The following is a 19,296-nucleotide window of genomic DNA, read 5'->3' as shown; positions in this document are numbered from 1 at the left end:
AGGTTGCCATTAGCGCCCTAGGGTTAACTCCTCTTTTTTAACCAAAATGCCCCGGGGTCGCCATACCATTAACACCATTAAAATTAGCCCGATGACCATAACCCGTAAAGCTCCAGCTTGACTCTGGTCTAAAAAAGCAATTTGGGGCAATAAAAACCTGGTGAGGGAATCATAGGCCCAAAAAATAATGGTGCCTAACACCGTGCCTACATTACTGTCAGCTCCCCCCAGCACCACAATAATTCAAGCGTTAAAAATCAACAACGTGTCAAAATTACCCGGGTAAATACTGGTCAAATGCCAAGCAAATAATGCCCCCACCAAACTGGCGATCGCCATAATAGTTGTCTCCCAAGGAGAACTGTTTTTGACAGAAGATCCAACCCGATGGAGATGATAGTTTCGTAAATATGTTTTAGGTCTGATGTCGCAAATCACTCTTTCCAGATAAGGTTAGTTGCTCCTCTGATCCCAATGAGTTGATAGCAAGGAAGTTTTCATTATTGTGGCGATACAAACCAACTAGACTTGATCTACCACCACAGTCTGATTTTCATCGTCTTCCGGATTTGGCCCCGAGCGTTTGCGCCATTCCTGGGCCAAAATGCCATACTTGGGTGCACCAATCATGGCTATTACGAATAGCGTTGTCAGGATAACCACAATCATGCCCCCGGTCGAAACATCAAAGTGATAGCTCAAATAGGTGCCAAGCACACAGGACAGTACACTGCTGACGACCGAGTACCAAAGCATATGATCAAAGCGATCGCTGAGCAGATAGCCAATGGATCCTGGAGTGACCAGCATGGAAATTACTAAAATAATGCCCGCTGTTTGTAAAGCCGCCACAATGGTGAGGGCCAGAACCGACAACAGCGTGTAATACATCACTTGGGTGCGTAGACCGATCGCCTTGGCATGGTTTGGATCAAAACAAAACAAGAGCAGGTCCTTGCGGCGCAACAAAATCACGATTAGGGTAATGGAGCCAGCAATCAAGGTTTGGATGATGTCTTGTTGAGAAATGCCCAGCACATTGCCAAACAGAATATGGAATAGGTCAACATTACTAGGAATTTTGGTCACCAACACTAATCCAAGGGCAAAAAATCCCGTAAAGACAATGCCAATGACTGCATCCTCCTTTAACCGGGTTTTAGACTTGACGTAACCGATCGCCACCGTTGCCCCAAAGCCAAAGGTAAAAGCTCCAATGGCAAAGGGAATATTCAAGGCATAGGCCAGCACTACACCGGGGACCACTGCATGGGAAATGGCATCCCCCATTAAGGACCAACCTTTGAGAGTGATGTAGCAAGAGAGCACCGCACACACTAGTCCCACAAAGGCGCTCACCCAAATTGCCCGGATTAAAAATTCATATTGCAAAGGCTCCACTAACCAATGCCAAAAGGGAAAGGCCACCACTAACTGATTCACGCATCTACCTCTGTCGATTCAAACATCTGATTCAGACTCAGCATTGGTAGCCCACCAAAAGTCAGTTCCAAATTTTCTTTGGTGAAGGTTTCTTCAGTTTTACCCTGGGCCAAAATAGTGCGGTTGAGCAGAATGGTGTGGTCACAAAAGGTGGAAATGGAGGCCAAATCATGGGTAGAAATCAGAATGGTGTGCCCCTCATCCCGCAGTTCCATGAGTAAATCAATCATGCCTTTTTCTGTTTTCACATCAACCCCGGTAAAAGGCTCATCTAACAGAATTACCTTGCCTTCCTGGGCCAAGGCCCGGGCCAAAAATGCCCGCTTCTTTTGACCGCCGGAAAGTTCCCCAATTTGGCGATCGCGGTATTTCACCATGCCCACCCGCTCTAGACTTTCCATCACCAAACGACGGTCTTTGGCGCTAGGAATACGCAACACATTCATATAGCCATAGCGCCCCATCATCACCACATCAAACACACTGACCGGAAAGTTCCAGTCCACCTCATCAGCTTGGGGAACGTAGGCCATCAACTGTTGCTTTTGGGCCTTTTGTACGGAAAAGCCACCAATGCGTACCCGTCCCTGACTCGGTTGCAAAAACCCCATGATGGATTTGAACAGAGTCGATTTACCACTGCCATTGGGCCCCACCAGGGCGGTAATGGTGCCGGGTTCAACGGTGCAGGTAGCGTTATAAAGGGCCAAACGGGCGTTGTTATAGGTAACGCTGACACCATCGACGGATATATCAAGACGAGATAGGGTGGCTGCCATGGCAAAAGAGGGGTTCAGATTTTAGGTAGTGGTAAATCGTCAAGATTAAGTCCAGTTGATTACAGAAAAACTCAACGTGTCAAAACACAAAGTTGTTTTCATTGCTGGGCATTGGTACCGGCCAAAAGACCGTTGGTAATCACCCGGGCATCATATTCCAGCAAATCTAAAAAGGTGGGCACAGGGCCTTCCTCTGTGGAAAGGGAGTCAACATAGAGATTGCCGCCAAAGCGAGCGCCGGTGGCCTGGGCTACCTGTTTTTGCCCCTTATCGCTGACGGTACTTTCACAAAAGATTGTTGGTACATTATTGGTTTTCACCTCCTCAATCACGGTTTGCACTTGCTTGGGGGTAAACTGCTGTTCGGCATTAATTGGCCACATGTAAATCTCCTCCATACCGTAATCTCTGGCCAAATAGGAAAACGCTCCTTCGCAACTCACCAAAAACCGCTGGTTGGCGGGCACTTGTTCCAAATCCGCTCCCAGTTGGCGATCGATCGCCTTTAACTGCTCGCTGTAGACTGCTGCATTGGCGTTGTAATATTTGGCATTGTCCGGGTCAAGTTCGACGAAGGCTTGGCGGATATTTTCCACATAGACCAGGGCATTACGGGGCGACATCCAGGCGTGGGGATTGGGCTTATCGGTATAGGGGCCGTCGGCGATCGGAATCGGTTCGATGCCTTCCGTTAGCACCACAGAGGGCACATCCTTCACGTTGCCCAAAAATTGCTCGAACCAACGCTCTAGGTTCATGCCGTTGTAAAGGATTAAGTCTGCGTCCTGAGCCTTGACAATGTCACTGGGAGTCGGCTCATAACCGTGGATCTCTGCACCAATGCGAGTGATGGATTCCACCACTAACTTGTCTCCGGCAACATTCTGGACCATGTCGGCCAATACGGTGAAGGTGGTTAAAACCTTCTTTTTCTCCTCTGTTTCCCCCTGGACTTCTGTGGTTACGGCTGTCACTTCTTCGCTGGGAGCATTGGATGTCGTGACTTCCGCCGTGCCACAACCGGTCAGCCAAAAGGCGATCGCCAAACCAGACGCCAGCAGTCCTCCCCGGGAAGCAAATGATGTTGCCATAGTGATAATGGTCTTTCATGATCATCTCATTTTTCATTATCTTCTCATAATTGCAGTGAAAACGGGGAGTTAAAATTTCTTAACTTTTACCAACTGGTAAGCTCGTGGGCTTTTTCTGACCACTAAAACTTTCTGCTTTTTACATGCTCAGAACGGGGTGTGCCTGGCGACTTGTACCCCACGATTTTCCTAAATGGCGAACGGTCTATGGTTATTTCCAGCCATGGCACGAAGATGGTACCTGGAAAAAATTAAACCGTATCTTCCGTGAGAAAGTTCGGCTCAAAGCTGGAAGAAATACTCACCCTAGTGCCGGTTGTTTAGATTCACAGTCACTCAAAAGGGCTTGAACTGGCCAAGAACCTGGCTATGACGGTGGAAAAAAGGTCAATGGTCGTAAACGTACAATCCTTGTGGATACCATGGGATTAATTCTCGATGTTGTCGTCCATGGTGCCCATCGCTCCGACCATCAGGGTCTGATTCTACTTGGCACCTGGTTTGCTCCCCTTTGGCAGTGCCTGCAAGTTATATGGACTGACAGTACCTTTGGCGGAAAGGATTTTATCCATTGGGCGGAGCATACTTTTGGTTGGACCTTGAATGTGGTCAGCAAAAAGTAGGGACAAAAAGGCTTTGAAGTCCTACCCCGCCGTTGGGCAGTCGAGCGCACCTTTGCTTGGTTTGGACGTTATCGTCGTTTAAGTAAGGATTATGAATATTTACCTACCACCAGTGAGACAATGCTCTATGTTGCCATGGTTCATCTTATGCCTCAAAGGCTTGCTTAAAACTTTTCAAACACTTTCCTAGGCTTGCAAAGACTAGAATTTGCTCCCTGCAATGCAAAGCCGCAGTACGTAATACTGTTCTTTGGATTTTGTAAGAAGGTGCTCAAATATTTCTGTAATTGCGGGTTTTAAATCCTCCGGAACATTCATTGCGACAACCTAAAATGCTAGATTTTCCAATCCATAGAGGGTAAAATTTGTAAGCCCACTAATACCTTTTCTGTATTGGACAAATCACCAATAATTTTTTTGATTGGTTCGGGTAATTTTCTTACTAAAGTAGGCAATGCCAAAATACTATCTTCAATCGCCAATTCAGGTTGTTGGGTCAAATCGATGATTTCAATTTGGTATTGACCGTTTAGATATTCTTCACAAATCTTTTTTAAATTTATAAAAGCTGTGACGGATTTAGGAGTTTGTCCCGCTACATACAGACGCAGTTGCCAAACTTCCAAGTTTTGATTGCCAGATAGAGCGTTTAAATTTTCCATAATAGAAGACTCTTCAGTACTTAGGGGTTTTGATAAATGTGGCGAGACTTTTTAATCAGATTACGGTTGGCCAACATTGTTTGTTTGAATTCTTTCTCCTCTAACATTAGTACTTCTAATTCCTCATCTTGACTGGCTAGTTTCATTTGGAGGGCATCAATCTTCGCCTGCAGTAAGTACTTTTTTCGCTCAAAATTCCGTTTGCTGAGTTCTAGGGCCTGTTGCCGCCTTTTGGCGATCGCCTCTTCTTCTAAAATTTGATTAATCCTTTGGGTACCTGTTAGTACTTGCCCTTCACCAATATAAGCTTCAATCAAATCTACCCCATCATTACTAAGGATGAATTCCCGCACTTGGTTGGAGTGGGCCATGCCCCTAGATTTCAAAATATAGAGAATACGATTTCTTTCTCCATTTATTCTCAGGGTCTGTAACTCCAGCCATGTATCCATTAAGGAAGAAACACCAACTTCTGTTTGTTCATTATCATATCCCACATTGCCGCCGGTCAAATCCGTCAAAAATACGGTAATCTTTTGGCTTTTTAGATAATCAATTAGACGCATGAAAAAGTTTTTTGTTTGATTTAAATTGCCACTAGTAATTAGGTTACTCATTGGATCAACTACCACCAAGCTTGGCTTAAAATTCCTGACCCAACTATGAATCTTAAACAGACGCATCTCTAAATTATAATTAGTAGGACGAGTGGCATCAAATTGTAGTAATTGGCTGTCTAAATAGGGCGATAAATCTAGACCAATGGAATTTAAATTGCGGCAAATTTGTTGGGGCGATTCTTCGGTAGCAAGATATAAACATCGTTCTCCCCGTAAGCAAGTTGCCTGGGCAAAAAAGGCCGCCAGGGTAGTTTTGCCAGTGCCAGCTCTCCCGGTTACTAAAATGCTACTGCCACGGTAATAACCCTGCCCGCCAAACATATCATCCAATTGGGGAATGCCAGTGGAAATTCGCTCCTGGGAGACGCTGTGATTGAGAATCAGGGAAGTGATAGGCAACACGGAAATGCCATTTTCTTCGATCAAAAAAGGATATTCATTATTGCTATGGCGTGAGCCTCGATATTTAACGACCTGAATAGTTCTGGTGGCAACCTCTTCCACAGTTTTTTGATCGAGTTTAATAACACAATCAGACACGTATTCTTCCAGGCCTTGCCTAGTTAAATTTTTGTCGCCCCGTTCCCCTGTGATCACTGCGGTAACGCCTTTTTGCTTTAACCAATGGAATAAACGACGTAATTCTGCTCGGACAATATTGGTATTCTCTAAGCCAGAAAAAAGAACTTCAATTGTATCTAAAAGGATTCGCTTTGCACCAATTTTATTAATGGCATAGCCTAAGCGAATAAATAGGGCTTCGAGGTCATATTCTCCTGTTTCTTGAATTTCGCTAGCTTCAACATAAATATGATCAATTAAAATTTTTTCTTCGGCAACTAAATCTTGTAAATTCCACCCTAAGGACGCCACATTTTGAATGATCTCTTTGGCGCTTTCTTCAAAGGAAACTAAAACCCCTGGCTCTCCATATTCCACTGCCCCCCGCACTAAAAATTCCACCCCAAATAGAGTTTTACCACAACCGGCTGAACCACAAATGAGGGTTGGTCGGCCCTGGGGTAAACCACCGTTGGTAATTTCATCAAAACCTTGAATCCCGGTGGGGCATTTAATTAGAGAGAGACTTTGGCTGTTATCTGTCATGATTTTTACGGATTCAATTTACTTGCCAGCATTGCCAATGGTGTTTAAATTTATGTTTGAGTTTTTGTCGTAATTATGTTCGCACAATATTCCCACTATTAATTTGCCGAGATTGAGCAATGATCACACCGTAGGCATGGGCTACTCCGATCGCCATTGTTGTCAACTGCCCGACCAAGGCCAACCCCATGACTTCAGTAATAACTTTTTGTCACATTAGCGGACCCAGACCCCAGCAACAGAAAGTGCCTTAGTCGGGTATGGTGAAATTTACCTAATTTTCCGCCTGAGTTCCATTTAGAAGCTAGTTGACCATGGAATTGGCCCCATGGACCCATACAGTCACGGCAATAGTATCCATTAAAACTGCGATCCCCGGCTACTACAATCAAGTTATTCCCCCCTCAACCATTGCTTAAACCATGGCAGAAAAACTATCTTCCTCACCACCAGCCCGGAACATTTTTCAGCGACTACCGCTTCTGGGGACTGGGGGCGTAGTTCTAACCATGGCGATCGCCGTTATGGGCATTGTCCAGGGTCTACGTACCATCAGCCCTTGGCTCCGCATCGGCAATAATCAGGCCAAGGCGGAAATTTCTACCCTCGTGGTGCAGCAAATCCGGGCAGTGAGTGAACTAACCACCACCATTTTTGCCATGGAAACCGTAGTGCCCACTAGTCAGGAACGGCAATGGGGTAATTTCACCCTGGGGCGCACCGACTTACTCTACATTGGCTACGGGGAAGTGCGGGCCGGCATTGATCTAGCCGAGATAAATGAACAAAGTATTCAACAACAGGGAGAAACGCTAATTGTCACCCTGCCGCCGCCGCAAATTCTTGACCAAAAAATTGATGTGGAACGCTCCCGCATTTACCACTATGACCGGGGATTTTTAAACCTAGGACCCGACACTGTTCCGGAGCTACAAACTTTGGCCCAACGGCAGACCCTAGCCAAAATCACCGCCGCCGCCTGTGACCAAGGCATTTTGAACCAGGCTAACCAGAAGGCCGAAGTGGCCCTAGCGAGTTTATTGAAAAACACAGGGCACCGGCAGGTGGAAATTAAAACCACTAACCCCACCGTTTGCGCCATCCCCTCCGCCCAGGGTTTATCCAGGGACAAAATCAATGGTTAAAGCAGATAAAATTGTTAAAAATCAATCAAGGTGATTAAAGAACTAACTTCACAGGGGTTTGTTGGGTCGTTAATTGCTCTGCAAACGGAGCCGGCATATTTTTGGTAACGGCCATGAGATAGTCCAAAAAGGTTTGGGTAATCACCGACAGTTGTTTACCCGCTAGGTTAGCCACGTACCAACGCCGCTTGATAGGAAATTCGTCAATGTCCAAAATTGTCAGCTCACTGCGGGCTCCCTCCGATACCAGGGTATGTTGGGACAACACAGAAATGCCCATGCCACCGGCGATCGCCTGTTTAATCGCTTCATTACTACCCAATTCCAACCGCACCCGCACATCCACATAATGGCGGTGGAACAAATTTTGTACTGCTAAACGAGTACCGGAGCCTTTTTCCCGCATAATAAACGCTTCATCATTTAACGCCGTGATGGGGATATTGCTTTTCCCAGCTAGGGGGTGGTCCCGACGGGCAATGACCACTAAAGGATTGTCGAGGAAAGGCTGGTAATTGAGATCAATTTCCTCCGGCGGCTCACTAACAATGTACAAATCATCTTCATTGTTTTGCATCCGGTGACGAATCTGCTCATGGTTAGTCACCTTGAGGGATACTTCAATGCCGGGATACTTTTGGATAAATTCCCCCAGTAAACGAGGAATGAAATATTTGGCTGTGGTAATCACTGCCAAGCGTAAACGCCCCTGTTTTGTGCCCTTAATATCCGCCACTTTCATGGCAAAATTGTCCAGTCGCTGAAAAATATCTTGGCAAGTTACCAACAATTCTTGCCCCGCCTCGGTGAGGTAAAGCCGTTTGCCAATCTGCTCAAACAGAGGAAGTCCGACAGTTTCAGATAACTGTTTAATTTGACTAGAAACGGTCGGCTGGGTAATGTAAAGTTCTTCTGCTGCCCTGGTGAAACTGCCATGTCTAGCGGTGGCTTCAAAAACTTTTAATTGGTGTAAGGTTGCTTGCATGTCCTTGACGAAGATGGTGATTTAGATGGGGGGACAATTTGAAGGGGCAGATTAATTTTTTTCAAGCCCGCACTGAACAGGAACCTAAACTAAGTTTCGGTAATTTTCAGTTGTCGGTCCTGGCTGGGCTTGGGTCTAGGATGTGCTGAAGTCAATAACTAAAATAGACCTATGGCTATTACACTCACTTTCATAGACCTGGGATTGTTGTTAGATAACCAATGATAGAATAAAGCCAATGATTTTGACAAGCTTAGTCCGGGGAGTTGGCATTGATAAACCGCCACCTGGGGCCGAGGCCCGATTCTCAGTCCCATGACAGAACTGTTGACTAACGCAAATCAGCTTAGGCGGCCATGAACTGACCCGGACCCAAAGGTTTATTTTGCCCTCAGAGCGGAGTGGCCCCATAATGGGGGAGATTTCAGTCAGAAAGGAGCCTACACCGTGGATACAGCGGTCAACGAATCCCTCTCGATTTCCTATAACTTAGAACAGTTCTTGATTGTGCTCTCGGTCTCCCTGAGCATTGCGACCCTGTCCAAGACGGTGCCAATTCTGCGGAAAATTCCCTACACCCTGCTGTTGGTAATTGTGGGCATGGCCCTGGCCTTTGTCGATGTGAAATTGATCAATCTGTCGCCGGAATTGATCATGGAAATTTTTCTGCCTCCCCTACTGTTTGAGGCTGCGTGGAATTTACAGTGGCGCAATCTCAAAGAAAATTGGTTTCCGATTACTCTCTTTGCCACTTTGGGAGTGGTCATCTGTGTGGTGGGCATTGCCTTTCCCCTTTCCTATTGGGGGGGGATGGAGTTGGCGATCGCCTTTTTGGCCGCGGCGGCCTTGTCTGCTACAGATCCAGTGTCGGTGATTGCCCTATTTAAAGAGTTGGGGGCGAGCAAAAAACTAAATACGTTAATGGAAGGGGAGAGCCTATTTAACGATGGGGTGGCGGTGGTGGTCTTCCTCATTTTGGTGGGCATTCCCCTAGGCACCAGCACTTTTGACTTGTCCGTTACCCTCGCTCGATTTGTCACCGTGATCGGCATTGGGGTGGGCTGTGGCCTGGTGATTGGCTTTAGTTTGTCCCTGTTGACCCAACGATTTGACCTACCTTTTGTGGAACAGTCCCTCACCCTGGTGTCGGCCTACGGTGCCTATATTCTGGCGGAAAACCTGGGGGGATCGGGAGTAATTGGGGTGGTGGTAGTGGGCATGGTGTTGGGCAACTATGGTTCCCGCATTGGCATGAATCCCCGCACCAGACTGATTGTCAGCATTTTTTGGGAATTTGTGGCCTTCTTTGTCAATTCCATTATCTTCTTACTGATTGGGGATCAAATTGGCTTGAGCAGTCTTTCGGACCACCTCAACCTGATTTTGATTGCCATTGCTGCGGTGGTGGTGACTCGCTTAGTGAGTGTTTTTGGTCTGAGCTTGATCAGCAACAAGGTGAGTGACCAGATTAGTAGTACCCACATTACTCTCCAGGAACAAACCGTACTCTGGTGGGGCGGATTGCGGGGTTCCGTCGCCATTGCCGTGGCCCTGAGTGTGCCCCAGGCGATCGCCGAGAGACAGGCCATCATCGACATTGTCTTTGGTGTGGTGCTATTCACCCTACTGGTGCAAGGACTGACTACCCAATTTGTGCTCAAAGGCCTAGATTTAATTGGCGATCAACCCCAACGGTTGGAATATGCAGAGCTAGTATCCCGACAAATTGCCCTACGGCGGGTGTTGGCGGAACTGGAAAAAACCGATGAGTTTCCCGACATTAACCCAGAGCGGTTGCGTTATAAGCAGGAATTAGTCCAAGGACAACTGCAAAGCGTCACCGACAAACTCAAACTGCTCCTGCAGGAATATCCCCTATTGCAGGAAGTGGCCAACAAAAAATTCGACCAGACGGTACTAGATATAGAGGCGGAAACCTATGCCGATTTAATTCGTATGGGTCGCTTGGAGGAGAATATTATGCCTTTACTGGTCACCCTGGAAGGGGAAAATGTGGCCGAACCATCCTAGAGCGTGTTTTAAAAGTCCCCTCCTAGCCCCAAACTTTGGGGGGATTTAAGTAAAAGTTCCCCAGTATTGCCGGAGCTTTAGTAGGTCGATTTAGGGAGAAAAAGAAAACTTTTCAAACATATTCTTGGATATGATTCGATTCTGTTTGGCCTAAACCAGTTTTTGGATCACTAAAATTTCTCCCATGGTCAGGAAAATTTCAGCGTTTCCCAGTTCCTGGAGAGCCTGGATAAAACTGGGCATATGCTAGCGGTAGTCACAAGGAAACCAATCTTCTTTCAATGGCTAAAAGGGCGGCTTGGGTACGATCTCGCACCTCCAACTTACGCAAAATAGTGTGTACATGGACCCGCACTGTGCCCGGCGCAATGTAAAGTTCGTCGGCAATTTCTTGGTTACTTTTACCCTTGGCCACCAAAGATAAAATTTCTAGTTCACGCTTAGTGAGTGGGTTCTCTCCATCTGCATCCGCCAATGGCAGCACCGCCCCCGTGGACGAACTGTGTTGAAACGCGGTCTGAATTTCCTGAGAAGCAATGGCATCCCACCAGAATGCACCAGCCGCCACTGAGCGAATCGCCAGCACTAATGTTTCTGCGGCCACCCCTTTAACGCAATAGCCCTGGGCTTGGGCTTCAATCAGGCGGTTAATTAAGGCAGGCTGGGAATGGGAAGTAAGAATTAGGACTGGTAATTGTGGATGAATTTTTTTGATTTGATGGCAGGCTTCAATGCCGCCGATACCGGGTAATCCCACATCTAAAATCACCACATCAAAAAGCTGTTGATTGACGTAGGCGATCGCCGTTTCTCCATCTTCCGCCTCCCCGGCCACGTCCAACCCTGGTTCCTGGCTGAGACGGGTCACCAATCCCAAACGGAAGAGTTCATCGTCCTCCACCAAAAGAATCCGGATTGAAGTTGGGGAAATTGCCATAAATGGTTTTGATTAACAAAGGTAGTCTGGATAATTGGCCTAAATTGGGGGTCAAAACTAGCCGATCCAATGCCTGCTATCTATCCCAAAATTATGCTTTCTGAACCCTATCATTTTCCTTTAAAACGTGTTTGGAAAGTTTTATTCCGCCCCCTAAATCCCCCAACACTGGGGGACTTTCACTCAGTTTTCCCTAAATTGAGGGGGCCAGGGGGGCTTTTAAAACAGTTTTAAAGATGAATAGCAATAAACTAAAGAGAACGTTAAACCCTAGGATTCTATGGGTACGGAAAAAGCAAAAATAGCCCCTTGGGGAGAGCGGGGTTCCGCCCAGATTTTACCACCGTGGGCTTCAATAATTTGGCGGCTAAGATATAACCCCAGTCCGGCTCCCTTTGCTTGGCGATCGCCATGGCCTTGATAAAATTGCTCGAAGAGATTGGGCAATTCATAGTCGGGAATTCCCCGCCCTTCATCGACAATTTGCACCTGGAAATGATTATTTTTGGAAGTAAGGGAAATTTCCACTTTACGGCCCCGGGGGGAGTGATTAATGGCATTGGTAATGAGGTTATTAAAAACCCGTTGCAGTTGCAAAGCATCGGCCTGTAACCAATAGGCTTGGCGAAAGTCGGAGTTACCTTGACGCAGACATAAATGGATTTGGCGGGACGTGGCCAGGGGGGTGAGTTGCAGAATTACTTCCTCCGCCAGACTAGTGAGATTGACCGGTTCCTGGTGCAGATATAAACCCTCTGTGTCATTGCGGTAAACATCCATCAGGGTTTCCACCAGTTGCAGGGTCATGCGGTGGCTACGCATCATAATGGCGATCGCCCGTTGTTGGTTATGGGTAACAGCCCCAAACTGTCCTGCTTGGAAGGCATTAAGGGTTTCAATTGCCCCCAAAAGGGGAGTTTTCAGGTCATGGGTCAGGGTTGAGACAAAATCCTCCCGCACCTTAGCCAGTTGAATTTGGGTTTCCAGTTGCACCTGTTGTTTCACCATGGCCGCTTCGTATTGTTGCAGGCGATCGCTCAGCCAAGCGGTGACTAGCAGTGCCAGTACGGTGATTATCCGATTGGCCACGGTGATGGGGGTGATGGGTTCAATGCCCGGAATCCACAAATTGAGCAGGGTTAAAACCACCGCAGTACCTGTTACCCAGAGGGTTGCCCGATGCCCCAGCCGCACACTAGCCAATAGTACTGCCCCAATGTACAGATAGCCGAGCACGTAGGGAGGGGGAGTGCTGTAATCCAAACTGATCACGATTAAAAAAAGAATTGCCAACAACCAGTGGGTACGGGTCCAAATACGCACTGTTTGGTCGGCCAATGATTGAACAGAAATGGCTTTCAAGGGGAAAAGTTGCAGGGGTCTTCCCGCCCATACTAAAACAAAAAAGATAGATCTATTCGTTTAATTACTTCTATATCATTTGGTATAGGCAAAAGCTAAACAACTTTAATATAGGTAAGGAAATTGCTTAGGCATAATCTATAAATACCTTTTAAATGCCCTTCTATACCTTGTGAAAGTTCATTTATCACAGCAAACTGATGATATGGATAAATTAGGGGCGGAATTTGATTTTTTTCCCATAGCCAGTAACCCCCACTTATCCTGTTTTGATGATGGTTTGGAGATGACAAAATTTTATGTTGCAAGGTTTTGTACAAATTGCATTAATTTTAGCTATCCTTGTGGCCACGGCCCCCTTGCTTGGGCGTTATATGGCACGGGTTTTTCTTGGTCAGTCCACTTGGCTCGATAAAATTGCCCGTCCTCTAGAGTCGTTGATTTTTGCCGGTTCCGGGATTACAAAACATCCCTCCATGGGAGCAACCCAATATGTTAGTGCTGCGCTGATCAGCAATCTGGTTATGGGGGTTTTTGTCTTCCTAATCTTGATGTTCCAGGGCAGTTTACCCCTCAATCCCACGGGTTTAGCTGCTCCGTCTTGGGATTTGGCCCTACACACTGCCATTTCCTTTGTGACCAATACCAATCAACAACACTATTCCGGAGAAACGACCTACACCTACTTTAGTCAGGCTGGAGCCCTAGGGTTTTTGATGTTCACTTCTGCGGCCACCGGCATTGCAGTGGCGATCGCCTTTATTCGGGGCCTAACCGGCCAGGCGATCGGTAATTTTTACCAGGATTTAGTGCTATCAATTACTAGAATTTTATTGCCAATTTCCCTCGTGGGAGCAATACTCCTCCTGGTGGCGGGGGTACCGGAAACCCTTGCGGGGCCAGCCCAGGTAACCACCCTGGAAGGGGCCACCCAATGGATTGCCCGGGGTCCGGTGGCCCATTTTGAAATCATCAAAGAACTAGGGGAAAATGGTGGCGGTTTTTTTGGTATAAACTCTGCCCATCCCTTCGAAAATCCCAATAATTTTGCCAACCTCTTGGAAACGGTAATTATGATGGTGATTCCCGCCGGCCTCATCATTACTTACGGCATCATGGCAGGCAACCCCGAGCAAGGGTGGTTAATTTTTTGGATGGTGTTTATTCTTTATGGAATTCTGATTGCCATTGCCGCTGTGGGGGAATTTCAAGGTAATCCTCTGATCAATCAAATTCTGGGGGAAACCCAACCCAATTTAGAAGGTAAAGAAGTGCGCTTTGGTTGGGTATTAACGGCCCTGTGGGCTGTGTCCACAACGGGAACCATGTGTGGAGCAGTCAACGGCATGCATGACTCCCTCATGCCCCCTGGGGGTTTTGTTACCCTATCGGACCTATTCCTGCAAATTATTTGGGGAGGCCAGGGCACGGGCACAGCCTATCTGTTTGTGTTTCTCATCCTGACGGTTTTTCTCACTGGATTGATGGTGGGAAGGACACCGGAATTTTTGGGTCGCAAAATTGAGAAACGGGAAATTGTCCTCGCTAGCTTAATTCTTCTAATCCACCCCATTGCCATTTTAATTCCCACCGCTATCACCCTCGCCTTTCCTGACACCCTAGCGGGCATTAGTAATCCGGGCTTCCATGGCATTTCCCAGGTGGCCTACGAATATGCTTCCGCCGCCGCCAACAATGGTTCTGGCTTTGAAGGTTTGGCGGATAACACTCTTTGGTGGAATTTAAGCGCCAGTTTCTCGTTAATTGCCGGACGCTATGTACCAATTGTTGCCCTAATTTTCTTGGCAGATGGCATGGCCCGCAAACAACCCGTTCCGGAAACCAGCGGTACTCTCCACACCGATACAACCCTATTCACCGGGATTACCGCCGGAGCCATCATCATCCTCGGTGCCCTGACCTTTTTGCCCATTTTGGTACTCGGTCCAGTGGCGGAAGCTTTCAATTTGGTTTAGCAGATCCTTGGTTGCTACCTTTTCTCTACCCTTAAATCCGATTTTTACCTAAGATTATGAACTCCACTTCCACTGTGCGACAACCGGGGGGGCCACGGCAGCAGCGGCGACACACCCCAAAAGCCAATCTTTCCGATCTCTATCAAAGGGCTTTCAAGGAAGCCTGGGTGAAGCTCAATCCCAAAATCATGGTCAAAAATCCGGTCATGTTTATGGTTTGGGTCGGCACCTTGATCACTGGGATGTTGACTCTCAATCCCAACCTATTTGGGGTTACTGGCACCTCAGCCATGTTTAACGGGTTAGTGACGGTTATTTTGTTATTTACGGTTTTATTTGCCAACTTTGCCGAAGCCGTGGCCGAGGGTAGGGGAAAGGCCCAGGCCGATGCCCTGCGTTCAACCCAGACTCAGACCTATGCCCAGCGAATTTTAGCCGATGGTTCCCTAGAAATGGTCAGCTCCACCCATCTACGGAAAGGCGATCGTATTGTCGTTTCGGTCGGCGATATTATCCCTGCCGACGGGGAAGTGTTGGAGGGGGTGGCCTCGGTGGATGAATCCGCCATTACGGGGGAATCGGCTCCGGTACTGAAGGAACCAGGTTCCGATGTGGCCAGTTCCGTGACGGGGGGCACCCGCATCATTTCCGATGAACTGATCATCCGGGTGACAGCAGATCCCGGTAAGGGCTTTATTGACCGCATGATTGACCTGGTGGAAGGGGCAGAACGCAGTAAAACCCCCAATGAAATTGCCCTAACGGTATTGTTGGCGGTGTTGACCTTGGTGTTCCTAATTGTGGTGGCAACTCTGCCTCCCCCGGCTAATTACATCGATAGCCCGGTGAGCATTACCCTACTTATTGCCCTCTTGGTGGCGTTGATTCCCACCACCATTGGCGGTTTGCTGAGTGCCATTGGCATTGCTGGCATGGACCGGGTAGCCCAGTTTAATGTGGTGGCCACTTCCGGGCGGGCCGTGGAGGCCTGCGGCGACATCAACACCTTGGTGTTAGATAAGACGGGCACTATCACTTTGGGGAACCGTTTAGCGGAGACCTTTCTGCCAGTGAATGGTCATTCTTTGAAAGAAGTGGCGGCGATCGCCTTGGCGGCAAGTATTTTTGACACTACCCCAGAGGGAAAATCCATTGTGCGCCTAGCGGAAAAGATGGGAGCTACTTTGGACTTCGATCGCCAGCAGGCGGAGGGGGTGGAATTTTCTGCTCGGACTCGCATGAGCGGCACCGATTTACCCGATGGCAGTGAAGTGCGGAAAGGGGCGGTGGATGCCATCCGGGGCTTTGTGCGGTCAAGGGGGGGCAAGTCTCCCACCGGCCTTGACGAAGCCTACGGAAAGGTTTCCCATCTAGGGGGCACCCCCTTAGCGGTCTGTCGTAACGATGAGATTTACGGTGTAATTTATCTTAAGGACATCATCAAACCAGGTATTCAAGAACGATTTAATCAACTGCGACGCATGGGGGTCCGCACCGTTATGCTCACGGGGGACAATCGCATTACTGCTTCGGTAATTGCCAAGGAAGCGGGGGTTGATGACTTCATTGCCGAAGCTACTCCGGAAGACAAAATCCAGGTTATTCAACAGGAACAAGCCGCTGGTAAGTTGGTGGCCATGACCGGAGACGGTACCAACGATGCCCCGGCCCTCGCCCAGGCCAATGTGGGTTTAGCGATGAATTCCGGCACCCAAGCGGCTAAGGAAGCGGCCAATATGGTGGACCTCGATTCTGACCCCACTAAACTGATTGACCTGGTCACCATTGGCAAACAACTTCTAATCACTAGGGGGGCATTGACCACTTTTTCCCTGGCCAACGACATTGCCAAATATTTCGCCATTATTCCTGCCATGTTCGCCGGTATTGGCATTGGTGCCCTCAACATCATGGATTTGAAGAGTCCCCAATCCGCCGTACTTTCGGCCCTGATTTACAACGCTCTGATCATCCCTGCCCTCATTCCTCTGGCCCTACGGGGGGTGAAGTTTCGTCCTTTAAGTGCCGATCAATTACTCCAGCGCAACATTTTGGTTTATGGGCTGGGGGGCATCATTGTGCCCTTTGTGGCCATCAAGCTCATAGACCTCGGTATTTCGTTGCTTTGATGTCCGATGACTGCAAGGTTTTGCCATTGTGCCCTTTCCCCAGAGATTTTTCCCTACTTTCTCCTTTACTCCAACTCCGATGTTTTCTACTTCTAAAACCTCCGTCATTGGCCGCATCATCTTGCTGGCGACTTTATGCAATTTGGCGATCGCCTCCCCCATTTATGCTGCTGGTAACGGCGCCATTGACCGGGGAACGGCCTATGCCCTTGGCCTCCTAGTAATCATTGTTCTGGGATTGGCTGTTTACCTGGCCATGGTAATTATTGAGCCGGAACGTTTTTAAGGTTACTTTTTCAAACTAGTTTGGTTAATTTTTATGCTCCATTACTAACCTGATATTTTGCCTAAAAGCATCTTTCAAACGCCCCCTGCCCCCCCAAAAAAATTAGGGGGAAGTTAAGTAAAAATCCTCCATTATTGGGAAATTTAGGGGGCAAAATAAAACCTTTCAAAAAAACTCTAAAACTTTGCCATGATTCGCAATTTTGTGATTAGTTTACGCAGTACTGCCCTGCTTTGGATTTTAACAGCCCTCATTTACCCGGCGATCGTATTAGTGATTGGTCAACTGGTCTTTCCCTACCAGGCCAATGGTAGCCTGATCACTGATTCCCAGGGGCAAGTTGTGGGTTCGGCTTTGATCGGACAAACCTTCACCGAGGAGGGCTATTTTTGGAGTCGCCCCAGTGCCATTAACTACAGTGAAGGGGCAGATGCTTCCCCCACGGGCATTTCCGGTGCAAGCAACCTAGCTCCCAGTAATCCTGACCTTTTATCCCGCATTGAAGCAGAGGCCCAACGCTTAGAGGACAATGCCGTGCAACCCACTGCCGATTTGCTTTACAGCTCTGGGTCAGGGCTTGATCCCCACATTAGCCCAGCGGCGGCCCAAGCCCAGTTCGACCGGGTGGCCAAGGCCAGATCTATTCCTCCCCAGGAGTTGCAAAGCCTGATAACTAAACACACTGAGGGGCGCTTCCTTGGCATTTTTGGTGAGCCTGGGGTCAATGTCCTCACCCTCAACCTGGCCCTCGATAACCGTTAAACCCTTGCCTCTGATGTTTCAAGCAAAAATTCTTGTGGTTCACCACGGCGATCGCCTACGGGCCATGGTTAGCCAGAGTTTGCATTCAACTTCCCTTACCTATGAGCTACACCGGGTTGGGAATTGAAACCTTGATCCGACCTATCGTCCTGCCCATGAAAACTTAGACCGTTCAACGACGGACCGAGGCAGGCCCCTCTGCTTTCTGCAAATCCCCTCTGCCCCATCACCATGATCCATGCCGGTCAATCCAGTTCCTTGACTCCAGCGGCGTCCCCCCCTCACCGGCGGGGTAAACACAAAATTTTCATTGGCATGGCCCCGGGGGTTGGCAAAACCTATCGCATGTTGGAGGAGGGGCAACAGCTCAAGCAGGAAGGCTTTGACGTGGTGATTGGCCTGTTGGAAACCCACGGCCGGGAGGAAACGGCCCAAAAAGCCATTGGTCTGGAGCAAGTCCCCCTCAGAACCATGATTTGGCAAGGGCGATCGTTGCTGGAAATGGATACCGGAGCCATTCTGGCCCGATCGCCGCAGTTGGCGTTAGTGGATGAGTTGGCCCATACTAACATCCCCGGTGCGGAGCGGGAAAAACGCTATCAAGATGTGGAACTTATTTTGGCCGCAGGCATTGACGTCTATTCCACCATCAACATTCAACATCTAGAAAGCCTCAATGATTTGGTGTATAAAATTTCCGGGGTGGTGGTGCGGGAACGGGTGCCCGATCGCCTTTTGGATGAAGCTGACGAAGTGGTAGTGGTTGATGTTACCCCAGAAACCTTGCAAGAGCGTTTGCAGGAAGGCAAAATTTACGCCCAGGACAAAATCAACCAAGCCCTGCAAAACTTTTTCAAGCGCCAGAATTTGGTGGCCCTGAGGGAACTGGCTTTGCGGGAAGTGGCCAACAATATTGAGGAAAATAGTCGCCATGATCAACAGACTAATCACTGTGCTGTCCACGAACGGATTTTGGTGTGTATTTCCACCTACCCCAATTCCATTCAATTATTGCGACGGGGGGGGCGCATTGCCAGTCAAATGAATGGTCGTCTATTTGTCTTGTTTGTGGCTCCCACCAATCAGTTTCTCTCCAAGGTGGAGGCACTCCATGTGGAAACTTGTCAACATCTGACCCAGGAGTTTGAAGGGGAATTTATTCGCCAGGAATCCGACAACGTGGTGGGGGCCATTGCCCAGGTGGCCACAACCTATCGCATCACCCAAATTGTGTTGGGGGAAAGTCGGCGATCGCGGTGGCATTTACTGATCAAGGGTTCCATTATTCAACGGTTAATGCGCTGTTTGCCCACTGTTGATCTGCACATCATTGCCAATGGCTAAATCATTTTTACCTA

At 48.1% G+C, this 19,296-nt stretch carries 15 protein-coding genes and 2 pseudogenes; 8 read left to right on the top strand and 9 right to left on the bottom strand.

The genetic code is table 11. The annotated features are described in order from the left end of the window. Positions 1–9 precede the first annotated feature (9 nt). The 4 genes and pseudogenes from H6G46_RS09020 to H6G46_RS09005 all read right to left on the bottom strand — a co-directional run. A pseudogene (locus H6G46_RS09020) lies at positions 10–336 on the bottom strand (branched-chain amino acid ABC transporter permease); the annotation flags it as partial. 186 nt (positions 337–522) lie between these two features. Further along, positions 523–1,443 (bottom strand): metal ABC transporter permease, encoded by a 921-nt coding sequence (locus tag H6G46_RS09015; protein WP_010872544.1) that lies wholly within the window; start codon positions 1,441–1,443, stop codon positions 523–525. Further along, positions 1,440–2,222, bottom strand: a complete 783-nt coding sequence (locus H6G46_RS09010) for a metal ABC transporter ATP-binding protein (RefSeq protein WP_010872545.1) — start codon at positions 2,220–2,222, stop codon at positions 1,440–1,442. The genes H6G46_RS09015 and H6G46_RS09010 overlap by 4 nt, the downstream gene beginning before the upstream one ends. Positions 2,223–2,320: 98 nt before the next feature. Further along, positions 2,321–3,313, bottom strand: coding sequence for a metal ABC transporter substrate-binding protein (locus tag H6G46_RS09005; protein ID WP_010872546.1), 993 nt, complete (start codon positions 3,311–3,313; stop codon positions 2,321–2,323). 137 nt (positions 3,314–3,450) lie between these two features. On the opposite strand from H6G46_RS09005, the pseudogene H6G46_RS09000 reads away from it, so the two are divergent. Further along, positions 3,451–4,104 (top strand): annotated as a pseudogene (locus tag H6G46_RS09000) (IS5 family transposase); the annotation flags it as partial. 167 nt (positions 4,105–4,271) lie between these two features. On the opposite strand, the gene H6G46_RS08995 reads toward H6G46_RS09000, so the two are convergent. Together H6G46_RS08995 and kaiC are read right to left on the bottom strand one after the other, a co-directional pair. Then, on the bottom strand, positions 4,272–4,598 hold the full coding sequence (locus tag H6G46_RS08995) for a circadian clock KaiB family protein (protein WP_010872548.1): 327 nt from the start codon (positions 4,596–4,598) through the stop codon (positions 4,272–4,274). A gap of 20 nt (positions 4,599–4,618) precedes the next feature. Beyond that, on the bottom strand, positions 4,619–6,325 hold the full coding sequence (gene kaiC / locus H6G46_RS08990; RefSeq protein WP_010872549.1) for a circadian clock protein KaiC: 1,707 nt from the start codon (positions 6,323–6,325) through the stop codon (positions 4,619–4,621). A 422-nt stretch (positions 6,326–6,747) separates the two neighbouring features. Between kaiC and H6G46_RS08985 the strand changes: the two genes are divergently transcribed. After that, positions 6,748–7,470 carry a DUF4230 domain-containing protein gene (locus H6G46_RS08985; RefSeq protein WP_010872550.1) on the top strand — a complete coding sequence of 241 codons (723 nt, stop codon included), beginning with the start codon at positions 6,748–6,750 and terminating at the stop codon, positions 7,468–7,470. A gap of 34 nt (positions 7,471–7,504) precedes the next feature. Here H6G46_RS08985 and H6G46_RS08980 read toward each other — a convergent pair whose 3' ends face one another. Beyond that, positions 7,505–8,455: a LysR family transcriptional regulator gene (locus tag H6G46_RS08980; RefSeq protein ID WP_190759845.1), complete on the bottom strand. Its 951-nt coding sequence runs from the start codon at positions 8,453–8,455 to the stop codon at positions 7,505–7,507. A 447-nt stretch (positions 8,456–8,902) separates the two neighbouring features. On the opposite strand from H6G46_RS08980, the gene H6G46_RS08975 reads away from it, so the two are divergent. Next, the gene (locus tag H6G46_RS08975; protein WP_010872552.1) at positions 8,903–10,486 is read left to right on the top strand and encodes a Na+/H+ antiporter; all 1,584 of its coding nucleotides are present in this window, start codon (positions 8,903–8,905) and stop codon (positions 10,484–10,486) included. A 256-nt stretch (positions 10,487–10,742) separates the two neighbouring features. Here the strand turns inward: H6G46_RS08975 and H6G46_RS08970 are convergent, their stop codons facing one another. Then, positions 10,743–11,423, bottom strand: coding sequence for a response regulator transcription factor (locus H6G46_RS08970; RefSeq protein ID WP_010872553.1), 681 nt, complete (start codon positions 11,421–11,423; stop codon positions 10,743–10,745). Positions 11,424–11,693: 270 nt separating this feature from the next. Further along, positions 11,694–12,785 (bottom strand): HAMP domain-containing sensor histidine kinase, encoded by a 1,092-nt coding sequence (locus tag H6G46_RS08965; protein WP_020861722.1) that lies wholly within the window; start codon positions 12,783–12,785, stop codon positions 11,694–11,696. 299 nt (positions 12,786–13,084) lie between these two features. On the opposite strand from H6G46_RS08965, the gene kdpA reads away from it, so the two are divergent. From kdpA to H6G46_RS08940, 5 genes are all read left to right on the top strand, one after another. Further along, entirely contained in the window at positions 13,085–14,761 is a 1,677-nt protein-coding gene (gene kdpA / locus H6G46_RS08960) for a potassium-transporting ATPase subunit KdpA (RefSeq protein ID WP_010872555.1), read from the top strand. Positions 14,762–14,817: 56 nt separating this feature from the next. After that, positions 14,818–16,890, top strand: coding sequence for a potassium-transporting ATPase subunit KdpB (kdpB, locus tag H6G46_RS08955; RefSeq protein ID WP_010872556.1), 2,073 nt, complete (start codon positions 14,818–14,820; stop codon positions 16,888–16,890). A 79-nt stretch (positions 16,891–16,969) separates the two neighbouring features. Then, on the top strand, positions 16,970–17,176 hold the full coding sequence (locus H6G46_RS08950) for a potassium-transporting ATPase subunit F (protein ID WP_020861724.1): 207 nt from the start codon (positions 16,970–16,972) through the stop codon (positions 17,174–17,176). Positions 17,177–17,365: 189 nt separating this feature from the next. Next, positions 17,366–17,938 (top strand): K(+)-transporting ATPase subunit C, encoded by a 573-nt coding sequence (gene kdpC, locus H6G46_RS08945; RefSeq protein WP_010872558.1) that lies wholly within the window; start codon positions 17,366–17,368, stop codon positions 17,936–17,938. A 231-nt stretch (positions 17,939–18,169) separates the two neighbouring features. Continuing rightward, the gene (locus tag H6G46_RS08940) at positions 18,170–19,282 is read left to right on the top strand and encodes a sensor histidine kinase KdpD (protein WP_010872559.1); all 1,113 of its coding nucleotides are present in this window, start codon (positions 18,170–18,172) and stop codon (positions 19,280–19,282) included. Positions 19,283–19,296: the final 14 nt, after the last annotated feature.

The sequence above is a fragment of the Synechocystis sp. FACHB-908 genome (assembly GCF_014698595.1).
In the GTDB taxonomy this organism is placed as follows: Bacteria; Cyanobacteriota; Cyanobacteriia; order Cyanobacteriales; family Microcystaceae; genus Synechocystis.
This window is presented reverse-complemented; position numbering and strand designations above follow the sequence as displayed.

Bases quoted from the DNA above. Each gene is read 5' to 3' on its own strand.
- H6G46_RS09010 (WP_010872545.1), bottom strand. From the start codon at position 2,222: ATGGCAGCCACCCTATCTCGTCTTGATATATCCGTCGATGGTGTCAGC.
- H6G46_RS09005 (WP_010872546.1), bottom strand. From the start codon at position 3,313: ATGGCAACATCATTTGCTTCCCGGGGAGGACTGCTGGCGTCTGGTTTG.
- H6G46_RS08995 (WP_010872548.1), bottom strand. From the start codon at position 4,598: ATGGAAAATTTAAACGCTCTATCTGGCAATCAAAACTTGGAAGTTTGG.
- kaiC (WP_010872549.1), bottom strand. From the start codon at position 6,325: ATGACAGATAACAGCCAAAGTCTCTCTCTAATTAAATGCCCCACCGGG.
- H6G46_RS08985 (WP_010872550.1), top strand. From the start codon at position 6,748: ATGGCAGAAAAACTATCTTCCTCACCACCAGCCCGGAACATTTTTCAG.
- H6G46_RS08980 (WP_190759845.1), bottom strand. From the start codon at position 8,455: ATGCAAGCAACCTTACACCAATTAAAAGTTTTTGAAGCCACCGCTAGA.
- H6G46_RS08970 (WP_010872553.1), bottom strand. From the start codon at position 11,423: ATGGCAATTTCCCCAACTTCAATCCGGATTCTTTTGGTGGAGGACGAT.
- kdpA (WP_010872555.1), top strand. From the start codon at position 13,085: ATGTTGCAAGGTTTTGTACAAATTGCATTAATTTTAGCTATCCTTGTG.
- kdpB (WP_010872556.1), top strand. From the start codon at position 14,818: ATGAACTCCACTTCCACTGTGCGACAACCGGGGGGGCCACGGCAGCAG.
- H6G46_RS08950 (WP_020861724.1), top strand. From the start codon at position 16,970: ATGTTTTCTACTTCTAAAACCTCCGTCATTGGCCGCATCATCTTGCTG.
- kdpC (WP_010872558.1), top strand. From the start codon at position 17,366: ATGATTCGCAATTTTGTGATTAGTTTACGCAGTACTGCCCTGCTTTGG.
- H6G46_RS08940 (WP_010872559.1), top strand. From the start codon at position 18,170: ATGATCCATGCCGGTCAATCCAGTTCCTTGACTCCAGCGGCGTCCCCC.